Source organism: uncultured Odoribacter sp., from assembly GCF_937966165.1.
Taxonomy (GTDB): domain Bacteria; phylum Bacteroidota; class Bacteroidia; order Bacteroidales; family Marinifilaceae; genus Culturomica.
The window spans coordinates 271881-285997 of record NZ_CALCLB010000016.1; the positions used below are offsets into that span (position 1 = coordinate 271881).

A 14117-nucleotide genomic window follows, 5' to 3' on the forward strand; every position below is an offset into this window, starting at 1 on the left:
AGGATATGAGCACAGATTATAAAGTCGGTAATTTTGTTTATGATGCAGATATTTATGATGGGTTAAATATTTCTATACATTCAAGGGACAAAGGCAATAATATTCCTGGAAAAGAATGAGAAAATCCCCCAAATATATTCCACAAAAATTGACATTATCAATATAGCTAACGTAAGTGTCAAGATGTTGTAATCAATAGTCTATCAAATAATCAAGTTTTTTGTTTGCGTTTTGCGGTGTAAAACATCAATATCTCAAAATATTATCACCGAATATTTTGCCTGTCAGATAAAAATATATACTTTTGTAAATCATCTGATGATATGATGAATAAAACAGAGGTAGATATATGATTATACAAAAGAAGTCTTTGGCGGATATGGTTGCCGAGCAGTTGAGACAACAAATCACGGAAGGTGTCTATGGAATTGGAGATAAGCTCCCAACCGAACCGGAGTTGATGAAAACTTTCAGAGTCGGAAGGTCGAGCATCCGTGAAGCGGTAAAATTGTTGGTAAATATGGGTGTTGTCCAAGTCCGGCAAGGTTCGGGGACATTTGTCGCCGAACCGTCTGATAATGATGATGGCAGCATAAAAATGAGAAATGCCGACCGGACGGAACTCGATGAAGTGAGGAAAATATTGGATATTGCAATCGTGGAGAAAGCCGTGGCCCGGAGAACGGAAAAAGATATAGAACGAATGCAGTCCTCTCTTGAAGCAAGAAAAACGAATGCGAAAAACGGCTTGTTGAAAGAATGTATCGAAGCCGACCTGAATTTTCACATCGCCATTGCCGATGCCACTCGCAACCGGATACTGGCAGACATTTACCGTTCTGCTTCCGCTCATCTGCTTTCCGAATTCAATCGCATTTATGACAGTACGGATTGCTTCGTCAATTCACAAACTTCTCACGAGAAGTTATTGAGATACATCATCGCAGGTGATTTGAAAAACGCCCGGAAAATGGCAGCAAAGATTGTAGAAGAACCATAGGACGGAAACAACTAAAAACATAGAGACAAATGATAAAGAATACAGAAAACGGCAACGAAAAAGTGGTCGTTCTTTTTGAAGTAACGTCTACGGCAGAGGGCAAGGTACGTTATCTTGAACTTGCCGCCCGATTAAAACCGTTGCTTTCGGATGCGAAGGGTTTTATTCGTTCCGAACGGTTCGGCAGTCTGAATGAAGAAGGCAAGCTGCTGTCGCTGAATGTATGGGAGAACGAAGAAGCCGTCAAAAAGTGGCGCAATGAACTTCACCACCGCATGAATCAATCGGAAGGGCGTGAAAGACTTTTTGAAAGTTACCGAATCACCGTTGCGTCTGTCGTAAGGGAATACGATGATTCCAACCGGAATGAGGCTCCGGCGGACTCCAATAAATATTTCCGCAATAAGCAAGCTGATGACCGACTGTAATATTTTTGTTTATAATGAGACAGAGGTGTCTTATTTAAAAACAGGCAACTGTTCGACCGATATAAAAAGCGGTTCTCGCCTTATGCTTCGATAGCCAGCCTTTACTTCTGGGCTGTGGCCGGAGGCGCGATAGAGGGAATGAAAGATTATGCACCGACCAACAACAAGTACGATGAAAACAGAAGAAAAGATAAAAGCGGTAAGAAATAGAGACGCGAATTATCGCGGTAAATTCTTCGTTGCCGTCAGAACAACGAAAATCGTCTGCACACCGGATTGTCCGGCAAAGCCTCTGGAAAGGAACATCGTGTTTTACGACACGCTTGAGGAAGCCTTACAAGCCGGATACAGACCATGTAAAGTATGTATGAAAGAATATTATAACCATAAAAGGAACAATATGGAAACTATAAAGATTACACGGTATCAATCGCCCGTGGGCGATATGCTTGTCGGTTCTTACGGCGATAAGCTATGTATTTGTGACTGGGCGGTGGAGAAACGCCGCGCGACGATAGACCGCCGCATACAGCGGCATCTGAATGCGAAGTATGAAGAGGGAACTTCCGGCACCATCGAACGGGCGATCGGGGAACTCGAAGAATATTTTGCCGGACGCCGTAAGACATTCGACATTCCCGTTGTCTTTACCGGTTCGGAATTTCAGTGCACCGTATGGGAAGAACTGATGAAAATACCATACGGAACGACCCTGTCTTATGGCGAACTTGCCCGCCGCATCCATAACCCAAAGGCTGTGCGTGCAGTCGCATCGGCAAATGCCACCAATCCCATCTCTATCTTTGTGCCCTGCCACCGGGTAATCGGCAGTAATCATAAACTCACGGGCTACGGCGGTGGCCTCGATGCCAAAAGGGGGCTATTGGAGTTGGAGTGTTCTAAAACGGTGGGAACCGGGTTATGGTAGATCCAATTCCGGTTACAAAACCGACGGAAAGTGCCGTTCACGCGAAACGATGAGCGGCACTTTTTTATTCTCTTTCAATGAAATAAAACAGCTATCGTTTCACCCCGCCCGCCGACACCCGCGGCGGTTCGTACGTCGTCAAGGGAGGCAGCTGGGACTCTGAGCGGGACGGTTGCCGCAGTGAGATATCGAACAACGGTTTGATCTGACATTATGAGTAAACCGATGAAACAAAGGGACGGAGGCATTGTTTCACCGGAAGCCACGTGTCGCTTTGGGGTGGGGTTATTTCGTGGCGAGGTCGGCGGCAGGTTTTAAATCAAAGGACCCGTCGCTGACTTCATCCCTCTGCGACGATCCAGCGGTCGATGTTGCGCTCCGTGGCGCTGAACCCGACGCCGACTTTGACGATACGGCGGCCGGCGGCGGTGTAGGGGATCAGATAACCACGGTCGTCGATCTGTGCGAGGGCTTCCTCGGCCGTACCGCCCAGCTTGAACTCGAAGACGTATACCGTGTCGGCGGTCTTCACCACGGCATCGGCGCGGCCGCGGGCGCTGTGGACCTCAGCTTCGCTGAACTGTCCCATCAGTTTGAAGATAAGGTAGAAAATTACCTGGTAGTGGCGCTCCGTGCGGTCGTTCAGCTCGTACGGGATGTCGGCAAAGAAAGCCCTCATCCGCGTGAGGAAGGCATCGACGTCGCCGCTTTCCAGTTCACGGATGAATTTTCCAATGTAGAACGTCGTTTCGGTTTGTGGTATGGGTGTGTAAAACGGCGTGATAAAATTGAGGAAGCCGTAGCGCACCTCGTCGTTCGGGTAACCGAGCGTATATTCCTGGAACCGTTCGTCGTAATCCTTGACCGTGAGGTATCCGCTCTGGTAGATCATCGGGACGGGATTGCGGCGGTCGGCGCGGTCGTCGGTGAGCATGGCGGCGGGCACCTGCACGCCGTCCAATACCCGCAGGTCGTAGTCCGTTTCGCGGAGCATATCGGCCAGGAACGTGGGCGTGCCCGTCGAAAACCAGTAGTTATCGTACTGCCGTTTGGCCATCACGCTCAGCACGCTGAACGGGTTGAAGACCCCCGGCAGGTGTCCGCGGCTGAAATGGTAGCCGTCGTACAAGCGGGTGAGCCGCGCGAGGGTTGCCGCGCGGGCCTGTCCGTTCGTTTCGCCCAGCAGTTGCAGCTCCGGTGCAAACGTAGCCTCGATTTCCTCGCGGGTCAGTCCGCAGAGCATGGCATAGTCGGCATCGAAACTGATGTCGTTCAGCTGGTTGAGGTTGCTGAAAATACCCATCTGCGCAAACTTCGTTACCCCCGTGATGAACACGAATCGCAGCCATGGGTCGGCACTTTTCAGCACGGTATAGAAGGCGGTGAGCGTTTCGCGGAAATCCTTCTGCAAGTCGGGATTGTCGAAACTGCGCAGCAGCGGTTTGTCATATTCGTCGATGAGTACCACTACGCCGCGGCCTGTCCGGGCATAGGCCGCCTTGATCACCTCCATAAAACGGGTGGAATAGGAATTCCCTTTCCCGCTGCTTCCGTAGCGTTCTTCCCACTCGCTTAGCTGATACTCCAACATTTTCACAAGGCTGTCGTAGCTGTCGTAGCGTTCGGCATTCAGATCGAGGTGGATCACGGCGTGCGGCGCCCATTCCGTCTCCAGTTGCTCGATGGCGAGACCACGGAACAGGTCGCGTTTGCCGAGGAAATAGGCTTCGAGCGTCGAGAGCAGCAGGCTCTTGCCGAACCGCCGGGGGCGGCTCAGGAAATAGGGCGTCGGCGTATTCGCTAGGCGGTAGACCAGCGCGGTTTTGTCGACATATACGAAGCCTTCGCGGCGCAGTTTTTCGAAACTCTGGATGCCGATCGGCATTTTGCGCGGGAGCCCGGGGAACGGTTGTTTTACGGTTAAGTCCATGGCGGAAATTTTTTTTTGCTGTAGCAAAGATAATGCAAACCGAGAGCAGAATAAAATGAACAAGTTCATTTTTTATGCCGAGGTGCAGCTTATCTTATGCAAAGATACGGAAATATAACGAAATATGGTGACGGCGGAGGGTGAAACAATGCCCCCGTCCCTTTGTTCCACCGGAAGGGACGTGTACGTTTCGCAAGAGGGACACGTCCCCTTGGTTTACCACGCATAAGCCTCCGGAGCTTCCCCGCCCGGGCCGGGCCATATCCCGTCAAGCCGGGCGATGACCTCATCCGGTAACTTGACCCCGACTGCCCGCAAATTACCCTTCAGTTGTTCCACCGTTCGCGGACCAATTACGGGAGCCGTCACACCCGATTATTCAACAGCCACGCAAGAGCTACCCCGGCTGGTTCCCGTCCCATTTCACGGCACAACTGTTCATAGGCTTCCAGACGGGGACGCAAGCCCTCCATCTGCGACTTCACGGCGGAAGTACGTTCGCTTTGCACCTCCTTCTGCAATATTCCGCCAAGCACTCCTCCGGCAAGCGGACTCCACGGCAAAACACCCAGCCCCAGATGACGGCAGGCGGGAATCCATCTGATTACCTGTTTTTGATCTATGACTTTATGCTGCTTATGCAGAGCCGCTGTTAACGACACAGACCTGCATGGCACATGCCGGGCCAACGAACAGCACGATTACCAGCAGTCTGATTTTTGTTTCCTGTGTTTGTCGTCAATTCCTTTCAAATTTCACAACCACCTCATCGCTGTAAGCACTCAGTGCGCTGATGCCGTCCCCGTCGATATGCCCGATTCGGACCAGGTCACGGCTCTGCGGCCAGTTCTTGCAGAAAATAGCCACATTGCCCCAGGGCACATAAATCGTGATGTCGCCCGCAACCGGTGCGCAACCGCGCGTCACGCCTTCAATGGTCAATGCCGGCGAGGGGTAAAAAATCTTCTCCGTCGTGTTATTGAAATCCGCTAAAGTCACTTCCAAAGGCAGGCGCGCGAGGAAATCCCGCCCGGCTGCATGGTCTTCCATCGTGGCGGTAACCGTACGGCCGCCAACCGTCATTTTTGCTTTCATAGATGTATTATTATCGTTATTACTATTTTCTTCACGGCTTGCGCCCAACTGTCCGAGCCACGCTGCCACACGGCTTTCCACCTGCGTGAGCGACGTCAGCAACAGCGTATTGCTTTCGACGGCTGCCTCCGCACACAGTGCCTTCGCCTCATTCACCGATGTGGAAATACCGCTGCCCCCGCTCGTGGCGAACAGGGCAATACGCTTGCCCGTCAGTTTTGAGGCATGATTGTGCAGGAACGCCTGCATCGTCGTAGCCATCGAACCGTGCCAGACCGGATACCCCACAAACACCAGGTCATACCCCTCGAAGCTCTCCACAGAAGTCCTGACGGCGGGACAATTCCCTTCCCGTATCGCGGCCAGTTCCGCGCGGGCACGGCCGAGCATCGCATCGTAATCGCTCTCGTATGCCGTCTGCGGCTCCACTTCCAGCATATCGCAGTCCAGCACTGTCCGGATCTGCTGGGCTACACGCTCCGTATTGCCACTGCGCGAAGCAAACACGATAAGATACTTCGCGTTCTTCCCCGGATCGGGATTATCGCCGCCGGACGGATTCCCGGGTTGTTCGGGAGGCGTCAGAAGATTGTCGGGTTCGTCTCCTCCGCAGGCCGGGAAGGACAGCACCGTCGACAGTAAAAATGATAAGAACCAGAATCGTTTCATAACCAAAATCTTTATTGTTATTTATTCCCTTTCCGGGATGTTGCAAAATTCGGCATTTCCATGCCGGCTGCCGGTAGATAAATTACAGATTATACGATGCGTATATGACCTCGATTACAGATTTTGCACTTCTGTCCCAGCCTGTTTGCTGATTTGAGGGTATCATCTGTAACCGGGGTTATAAACCGCCTGCAATATCAGTAATAAAGGTTATAGAAGCCGGTGAATTACTTCCTAACTTTGTAGCGGTAAACTTCGGGCAATTTAATATACCTTATATATTTGTCTGAATTAAATAATTGCATATATGGATAAAATAATAAATCTGGACAGTGTAGATTTGTATAATAATTTATATGGGCTCGAAACCCTTAACCCACTGGTCAGCGTCATCGATCTGAACAAGGCTACCCGGCGGGTGGACTACACCCGTTGGAATTATGGCGTTTACGCGCTATACCTGAAAATCGAGAAGCTCTGTGACATCAAATACGGCAGGCAAACGTACGACTACCAGGAGGGAACCATCGTTTGCTTTGCACCCGGACAAACTGCCGACATTATTCCAAGCGGCGATCAGATACAAATAAACTCTTACGGCATTCTTTTCCATCCCGACTTGTTGCGGGGGACCTCGCTCGGAAAGACGATCAGGAAATATACCTTCTTTTCGTACGAAGTAAACGAAGCCCTGCATCTGTCTGAAGAAGAACGGAATATCGTACTTACCTCTCTGAAGATCATCCGGACGGAACTGGAACATGGCGTGGACAAACACAGTAAAACATTGCTCGTAAACCATATCGAACTGCTCCTCAACTATTGTATGCGTTTCTATGAGCGCCAGTTCGCTACCCGCACCAAAGCAAACCGTGACGTACTGGTGCGTTTTGAACGCCTGCTCGATGAATATTTCGAAGGAGCACATGCTGAAGAAGATGGATTGCCCACGGTGAAATATTGCGCCGGCAAGCTCTGCCTTTCACCCAACTACTTCGGTGACATGTTCAAGAAAGAAACCGGACAAACGCCACAGGAATACATTCAGGAGAAAGTCATCGAAAGAGCGAAAGAACGCATCTCCGATACAGAAGATACCGTCAGCCAGATAGCCTATTCGCTGGGCTTCCAGTATCCGCAGCATTTCTGCCGCCTGTTCAAGAAACGGGTGGGATGTACTCCCAATGAATATCGTACACAAAATGTCATGTAATTAAACACGGAGAAAGACATGAAGCAAGAGAAAACATTGGATCTCAAAACCGTGTATGAATGCAACCGTTGTCTGGGTGGCAAAACGCTGCATCCACAGGCAAGCCTTATCAATCTGGAGAATCCGCCGCTGGAACAGGATGCCGTGAAATTCGAATTTTATGCCATCCTGCTCATTGAGGATTGTCCGGACGGTTGCTGCTGCTGCGGACGGAGGTATTACGACTATTCAAATGCTACGATGGTATTTCTCACGCCGGGTGAAATATTCCGCATGAGCGGGAACAATACCCTGCCCGGCAAAGGTTATCTCCTGGCGTTCCATCCCGACCTGCTATTCCGCACGTCGCTGAAAAATCATATCAAAAATTATACCTTCTTCCGTTACTATAAAGAAGAAGCCCTGCACCTCTCGCAACGCGAAACGGAAAAAGTGACCTGCTGCCTGTGGAACGTCGAGGAAGAACTGCACCATCCGATTGACACACACAGCAGCACCATCCTTTCCCGCCACATCGAACTTTTGCTGGACTATTGTACCCGCTACTACGAACGGCAGTTTATCACCCGCGAGAACAAAAACAAGGCCATACTGGAGAAGATGGAACGTTTGCTCAACGACTACATCGCTTCCGGCAAGCTGCAAAACGGCGAACTACCCACACCGGAACCTCTTGCCAAAGAACTCGGTCTTTCTCCGTCTTATTTCAACGACCTGCTGAAATTTGAAACAGGCAAGACGCTGGAGGAATATTTCCAGTTCAAACGTCTGGACGTTGCCAAAAGAATGCTGTTGAAAGCCGGCACAACACCTGCTGCCGTTGCCCGGCAGTTAGGTTATCCCAACGTACAGCATTTCAGCCTTATTTTCAAGAAAATAACAGGTATTGCACCCTGTGATTACAGATATTCACAAAATTAAATTTTCATTCCTTTACCCAGCATTTTGGATTCTTCCGATACGCCCGACCTTATGACAAGAACATGATTGCGGACAAAATCGTCGCTCATATCGGGATTGACGGTTTCCGGCTGTTGTTCGCGTTGTCCGTTTTGCTGTACGCCGTCGGTCTGTTCCTGTCCTGCCTTTGGTTTAGGTGGCGCGAGCGTAAGCTGGATCTTACGCTCCAACACCGCCACTTCCGTTTCAAAGGCTTTATGTTATTCTTTCTTTTATGCTGCAGCTTCGGTATACTCTGCTGTTATTGACCGTTATTTATTTTTCAATCGCCCGACTACGGAGGGTCGATTGTTCCCCGTCAGGGCAAGGCTTTCGGGAGTAACTCAAAAGGTATCGAGTTACGCAGAAAACAAGCAGTGTAAAAGGAAAAAGAGAGAAAATATGGGTAATTGATTGACTGATAGAAATGTATGTCTTTTAGTGTCTTTGGATGCCGAGTAGCGAAATAGCAAGAAAAAGCGGATTAGAGCAGACTTTACGCTTCTAAACCGTTACCCGTTTCATTAAGCGAAAAACAGAGCAAAACAATGACATTATACGTCTGGTTATAGCGTTGTTTGTCTGTGGTTTACATTGTTCAGATAACTCATTTTGAAAGTAATTTTACGAACTTAAAATGTGAGCGTTATGAACAACGAACTAAAAGTATCCTTCTACCTCAAACGAGAAGGAAGCACGGAAAGAACAGAAACAAACCCCAATGCCGTTTACCCGATTGTGGGTAAAATCATCATCGGTAACTCTATTGCACAATTCGGCTCAAAGCTGAAAATAGAAGAACGGCTTTGGAGTGTATAAAGCGGACAGGAAAAGTAACCGCTATCGAAGTGAAGAACGCCTTTCAAGGAATTGCCACCGCACAGAAAACGTTGCTTGTCTTGTTCGGTGAAATGATGGAAGATTTCAAAGGGAGAATAGGCATAGCCCGAGCACAATCCACCCACAAACAATATGAAGTCCTTTATAAACAGCTTAAACAATTCCTTCTGGAAGAATACCATGTAGGGGATATTCCCCTTGCCGAGTTTGATTTACCTTTCATCGAAGCATTGAATTTCTTTTTCCGTATAAAACGTAAGATGAAGCCGAGAACTGTTAAGGCTCGGATTGTCTTGTTAAACAAGGTAATACGTTAGCGTTGCATCGGAGAATTATTACCCGTGCGCCTTTTGAGAGTTTTGAATTGGACAAGACCGAGCTTAAAACAAATCACTCATCAATGACGAACTGAATTTGTTAATGAAAACTCCCCCTAAATCAGGTACACAACGGTTTATCCATGATATGTTTCTGTTTTCGACATTCACGGGGCTTGCCTATGCGGACTTGAAGAACTTACGGTATGATAATATTGTACGGAAAGAAGATGGCAAACAGTGGATTGTCTTAAATCGCCCAAAGACTGGAACTGCTTCCTACATTCCCCTATTTGATATTCCATTGCGTCTTATCGAGAAATACCGGAATACAGCTATTGCCGGTCTTGATGGAAAGGTCTTTAGGCTATGCACAATAGAGAATGCTGATATTCAGTTGAGAAAGATAGCCAAGGCAGCCAATATTGATAAACGGCTGACCTATCACATGGTAAGGCATAACTATGCAACCCTCTGTCTTTCAATGGGTGTTCCTATAGAAACGATTAGCCAAACACTGGGACATCGAAGTATTTCCACTACTCAAATCTATGCGGATATAACCCGTACTAAAATCAATGAGGATATGACAAACCTTGCCGAACGGATTAAGGGGAAATATAAATTGTGAATTTGTAATCCTCTTAAAATCAAATAATATAGATGAGGTATTTTCTGAAAAATTTCTGCAGAAGGAAAATTATATCTATATTTGTATATAGAACACATTTGTGATATGATGAATAGTAAGACATTTTTTGAGCATATAAATTTCGATTTCAATGAAGAGTTGAAACCGATAGAGATTACGTTTGATCGTAATTCGTCTATTTCTCAAAAAGTTGCAGGGAAAATATTTAGATATACTCCATCTAATGAAAAAACGCAATGCGTTTTTACATTAGTTGACGTAGCAGACCTAAATGGAGATGAAGTATTTGAAATAAGAAAATATATTTGGAACGAAAATAAGAGTGATTTATTGTTTGTTCGAAATCAAGATAAATTAGATTTATTATACTCGTTTTCTGATCCACTAAAACCACCTGTTAAAATAGATTCATTTACAGGGAATGAGGAAGATAATGTATTATTAGAAAAGATTGCTAAATTTAATTTTGACACAGGACTTTTCTGGGAAGCCTATCAACATGTTCAACAAGATATTAAAAATAAAAGATTAACGGTTGATCGTGGTCTAGTAAAGACTTTAAGAATTTTAAGAAAAAAGCTACAAGATATATACACTTCAGTCATTTCAGAAGGCAAAAAACGTGATGAAATAATTCAAGCATTAATTGACCGAACGTTATTTATTAAATTTCTTGAAGATAAGCACATTATAAATTCGTTTTTTTATAGTCACTATTTTTCAAACAATGACACTTATATTCAATTGCTAAAATCTCAAAGAAAAAATGATATAAATAAATTATTTGATATAATCAATCATATATTTAATAATTCTCTTTTTGAAAACCCACATATTCCAACGGAACATTTACTCGATCCTGCTTTAAGTTTGATTGCGGATGCTTTGGAAAGGAAAAATTTTGAAAATGGACAGCTCTCGTTATTTGGATATAGCTTTGATATTATCCCTGCGGAATTTATCGGACATGTTTATGAAATGTTCTTTGACGAAAATCAGTCAGAAGAAGGTATTTTTTATACTCCAGAAGGATTAGCTAAATTAATTGTTGATGAAACCATAGACAAAACTGGTAAAATTTTAGATCCTTCGTGTGGTTCTGGAATGTTTCTGGTCGTTGGATTGCGAAAATTATTAGCTAATGAAAATTTACTTTTAAATGTTTCAGTAGAAGATATTGTTAAAAGAAATAAGGTATTAGTAGACTATATATATGGCATAGAGAAACAAGAGAATGCAAGGCGATTAGCTATTTTATCTTTATATCTGGAACTTTTGGATGGAATAAAGCCGGATGAATTAAAGAATTTTATAAAAACTAAGATAGAAACCGAAGAAAATTTTAAAATATTCCCATTTGATTTTACTTCGAATATAGTACATGGCAATGCTTTAGATGTATCATTAATAAATGGCAATAATACTTTTGAGTATATAATAGGGAATCCGCCATTCTTAACAATTCGAGAAGGAGAAGAAGAGGAATCTTTTTGGGAAAATCATAAAGACATAGTAAGTAATAAACAACTGTCCCAATGTTTTTTTATAAAGATACAAGAATGGTGTAGTCATGGAACAAAGTTGGGATTTGTTTCAAATTTATCAAATTTCAATAGTGATTCATCTACTAAGTTTCAACAGTTTTTCTTCAACAAATATGGGATATTAAAATTCTACAATTTGTCAGAGGTGAAAAATATATTGTTTGAAAATGCAAAAGAAAGTACAGCCGTTATTCTTTTCTCAGGTAAAACAGAGCAGGATAATGTGTTTAATTTTTTAACCCCCAAACTAACTGATTTTTCGAAACTATTTAAAATAGTCTTATTAAGAGATAATGACTTAATAGAGCTCAAGCAATCAGAGTTAATAAATCAAGATATATTCCTAAAAGATTATTTTGTGGGTGATGAACAAGATCTAAAGCTTACAGCAAAAATCTACTCTCAATGTGATCCATTATCTCAATTTTTAGTTGAAGATTCAGATAGTATGACTGGGGTGGCCATTAATAATGGTATACAAATTCTTGGAAGTGGAAATCAACCTATTGGTTGGAGAACATATTCAAAAGAAGAAAAAAAGCAATATAAAGAAAATCTTATAGCACAATATAGCAAAGAAGAAAAAGACAATGATTATTGTATTCCTTTTTTGGAATGTTCCAATATAGAACCTTTTCAAGTCGTGGGGAAATACCAATTCTATCAATCTAATATTGAAAAATATAAAGATGTATTTGAACGGGTGCGTACCAATGATGAGTATATTGGCAAAAGGATATTGTTCCCTCGTACTGGTATAAGGTTAAGAGCTATATATACTAACACTCCTACTTATTATTGTTTTGATATATATTCCATACAGCTACAGGATCCAAAACTATATCCCTTGTTTACGGCGATTTTTAATTCAGATCTTATTAATTATTATTTAATGATAAGGCATCGAAAAAGAGTTTCAGATTCATTCCCTAAAACAACAATGAATGACATCATTAAATTGCCTATTCCTATTCTGTATGACGAAGAGCTACAAAAAAAGATTTCTTTAATATCGACAAAATTATCAGAGGGAGTACTATCTTTTGATTCTTGTAAGGATATGTTAAATCAACTAATATTTGATCTGTACGGCTTAAGTAAGTTTGAACGGCAAAAAGTATGTGATTTCTTTCTAAAGACAAGAAAACTAAAGATTAATGAAATTGATGAATATATATCTTTATTTATCGACACTATAAAACCCCATATTAGTGAAACTGTTAGCATTAAAGGCACTAAATACATTGATAATAAATTAACGTCTAGTTTTGTCGGTGTTAAGATAGAGTTTGAATCGAAAAAAGGAAAACGAACTATTTCTATCGATCAAGTAGTTAATTACCACTTAAATAAATTAGTAAAAGAAATAGGCAATGCTAATATCTATACGATTAAAGATAGGATATATGCCAAAAACAGTTTATTCTTTGTTCGGGAAAATAATATAAAAAATTGGTCTAAGTCAAAAGCATTTGAAGATGCGAGAGTTTTTTTAACTAATTTATTGGAACAATAGATGGGAGTAACTTTTGTACACATAGATGATACTCATCAAGCAGACTTAGGTTCTTTAGAATTAATTGCTAAGATTGCAAAGAATAACACCCTGCGGAATAAAGATGAATTTTGGACGAATTTAATATTGGATTATATCACATCCCTATATAATAGTATTTCACAAGAAGAAAAACATATTCTAAAGACTAAAAATGAACGAACGGTAAAAGAGTTTATTCGTAAAAAATTAGAATCTAATTACACTTTTACAGAAACCCATCTTTTAACCGTTGAACTGGAACCGCAGAATAGACATTCTGCATTGTTGGGATTTTATGATATTAAAATAAGGAGTAGTCTTTGGAATCATTACTTTTCATTTGAGTGTAAATGTCTTGAAGATAAACTATTTTCGATTCTCGAGTATGTCTACAATCCCAATAAGATGAAGAAGAATAGAAAATATGAAGATGGGGGTGTCTACAGATTTCTTGTCAATAAATATTCCACTGATAAAAATTTTGGAGGAATGATAGGTTTTGTACAAGACGGAGATTGTAGCAATATAAAACAGGCTATTTTTGAACAGATAAAAAAATTGAAATTAAACTCAAATACTCATTGTTTTGGTGAATTAAGTGGAGAAGGGCTTTTAGAAACAGAATTTCCATATTATTTTCAGTCTACTCATACTCGGTATGACATTTCAGAAAATAGAAAATGTGAACCAATAAAGATTCATCATTTTCTATATGACTTTACTAGATAAAGCCTTTTGAGTATTTGTTAGAAGATATATCTATTTTAGACTCCGAAGTTCTGACTCCTTGTACAGAATCTTTCCTTTCAACCAGGATAAATGTTATTTCCCCCGTATCCCTCCAATTTGGGAGGGTACGGGAAGAAATACGTAAAAGTTGGCAGACCTCTCGATTAGTGAGGTACTTTCCTCCGTTCAGGTTTGGAGTACGGTTCTGTAGGGCTTGTTGAATGGTATTTAAAAGGTCATTTAAAGCCGTAAAGAACAATCCGATTTGCGGAGATTTGTTGTCGGGTATATCATTC

At 43.1% G+C, this 14117-nt stretch carries 15 protein-coding genes and 1 pseudogene; 11 read left to right on the forward strand and 5 right to left on the reverse strand.

The window, feature by feature from the left end; genetic code table 11:
* The first annotated feature begins 349 nt into the window (after nucleotides 1–349).
* From Q0465_RS07815 to Q0465_RS07830, 4 genes and pseudogenes are all read left to right on the forward strand, one after another.
* Nucleotides 350–1000: a FadR/GntR family transcriptional regulator gene (locus tag Q0465_RS07815; RefSeq protein ID WP_298614760.1), complete on the forward strand. Its 651-nt coding sequence runs from the start codon at nucleotides 350–352 to the stop codon at nucleotides 998–1000.
* Nucleotides 1001–1029: 29 nt separating this feature from the next.
* A complete protein-coding gene (locus Q0465_RS07820) occupies nucleotides 1030–1428 on the forward strand; it encodes an antibiotic biosynthesis monooxygenase (protein WP_298614762.1) in 399 nt (132 codons plus the stop codon).
* Between the two features lie 172 nt (nucleotides 1429–1600).
* Nucleotides 1601–1738: pseudogene (locus tag Q0465_RS07825) on the forward strand (Ada metal-binding domain-containing protein); the annotation flags it as partial.
* Nucleotides 1739–1828: 90 nt separating this feature from the next.
* A complete protein-coding gene (locus tag Q0465_RS07830; protein ID WP_298614861.1) occupies nucleotides 1829–2356 on the forward strand; it encodes a methylated-DNA--[protein]-cysteine S-methyltransferase in 528 nt (175 codons plus the stop codon).
* 340 nt (nucleotides 2357–2696) lie between these two features.
* Here the strand turns inward: Q0465_RS07830 and Q0465_RS07835 are convergent, their stop codons facing one another.
* The 4 genes from Q0465_RS07835 to Q0465_RS07850 all read right to left on the reverse strand — a co-directional run bounded on the left by Q0465_RS07835 (nucleotide 2697) and on the right by Q0465_RS07850 (nucleotide 6050).
* The gene (locus Q0465_RS07835; RefSeq protein ID WP_298614765.1) at nucleotides 2697–4286 is read right to left on the reverse strand and encodes an ATP-binding protein; all 1590 of its coding nucleotides are present in this window, start codon (nucleotides 4284–4286) and stop codon (nucleotides 2697–2699) included.
* A gap of 216 nt (nucleotides 4287–4502) precedes the next feature.
* Entirely contained in the window at nucleotides 4503–4655 is a 153-nt protein-coding gene (locus Q0465_RS07840) for a hypothetical protein (RefSeq protein WP_298614766.1), read from the reverse strand.
* A complete protein-coding gene (locus tag Q0465_RS07845) occupies nucleotides 4652–4948 on the reverse strand; it encodes an aldo/keto reductase (RefSeq protein ID WP_298614768.1) in 297 nt (98 codons plus the stop codon). Before Q0465_RS07845 ends, Q0465_RS07840 begins: the two co-directional genes overlap by 4 nt.
* A 76-nt stretch (nucleotides 4949–5024) precedes the next feature.
* Entirely contained in the window at nucleotides 5025–6050 is a 1026-nt protein-coding gene (locus Q0465_RS07850; RefSeq protein ID WP_298614770.1) for a cyclophilin-like fold protein, read from the reverse strand.
* A 307-nt stretch (nucleotides 6051–6357) separates the two neighbouring features.
* Between Q0465_RS07850 and Q0465_RS07855 the strand changes: the two genes are divergently transcribed.
* Nucleotides 6358–7263 (forward strand): AraC family transcriptional regulator, encoded by a 906-nt coding sequence (locus Q0465_RS07855; RefSeq protein WP_298614773.1) that lies wholly within the window; start codon nucleotides 6358–6360, stop codon nucleotides 7261–7263.
* A gap of 18 nt (nucleotides 7264–7281) precedes the next feature.
* Entirely contained in the window at nucleotides 7282–8184 is a 903-nt protein-coding gene (locus tag Q0465_RS07860; RefSeq protein WP_298614776.1) for an AraC family transcriptional regulator, read from the forward strand.
* Here Q0465_RS07860 and Q0465_RS07865 read toward each other — a convergent pair.
* On the reverse strand, nucleotides 8181–8393 hold the full coding sequence (locus tag Q0465_RS07865; protein ID WP_298614779.1) for a hypothetical protein: 213 nt from the start codon (nucleotides 8391–8393) through the stop codon (nucleotides 8181–8183). The two genes, Q0465_RS07860 and Q0465_RS07865, sit on opposite strands and share 4 nt — an antisense overlap.
* Nucleotides 8394–8850: 457 nt before the next feature.
* On the opposite strand from Q0465_RS07865, the gene Q0465_RS07870 reads away from it, so the two are divergent.
* From Q0465_RS07870 to Q0465_RS07890, 5 genes are all read left to right on the forward strand, one after another.
* Nucleotides 8851–9021, forward strand: a complete 171-nt coding sequence (locus Q0465_RS07870; protein WP_298614782.1) for a hypothetical protein — start codon at nucleotides 8851–8853, stop codon at nucleotides 9019–9021.
* Nucleotides 9009–9359: a phage integrase SAM-like domain-containing protein gene (locus tag Q0465_RS07875; protein ID WP_298614785.1), complete on the forward strand. Its 351-nt coding sequence runs from the start codon at nucleotides 9009–9011 to the stop codon at nucleotides 9357–9359. The genes Q0465_RS07870 and Q0465_RS07875 overlap by 13 nt, the downstream gene beginning before the upstream one ends.
* A 79-nt stretch (nucleotides 9360–9438) precedes the next feature.
* The gene (locus Q0465_RS07880) at nucleotides 9439–9990 is read left to right on the forward strand and encodes a site-specific integrase (RefSeq protein WP_298614863.1); all 552 of its coding nucleotides are present in this window, start codon (nucleotides 9439–9441) and stop codon (nucleotides 9988–9990) included.
* 105 nt (nucleotides 9991–10095) lie between these two features.
* Nucleotides 10096–13071: a DNA methyltransferase gene (locus Q0465_RS07885; RefSeq protein ID WP_298614788.1), complete on the forward strand. Its 2976-nt coding sequence runs from the start codon at nucleotides 10096–10098 to the stop codon at nucleotides 13069–13071.
* Complete coding sequence (locus Q0465_RS07890; protein WP_298614791.1) at nucleotides 13072–13821, forward strand: hypothetical protein; 750 nt, start codon at nucleotides 13072–13074, stop codon at nucleotides 13819–13821.
* The last annotated feature ends 296 nt before the right edge of the window (nucleotides 13822–14117 follow it).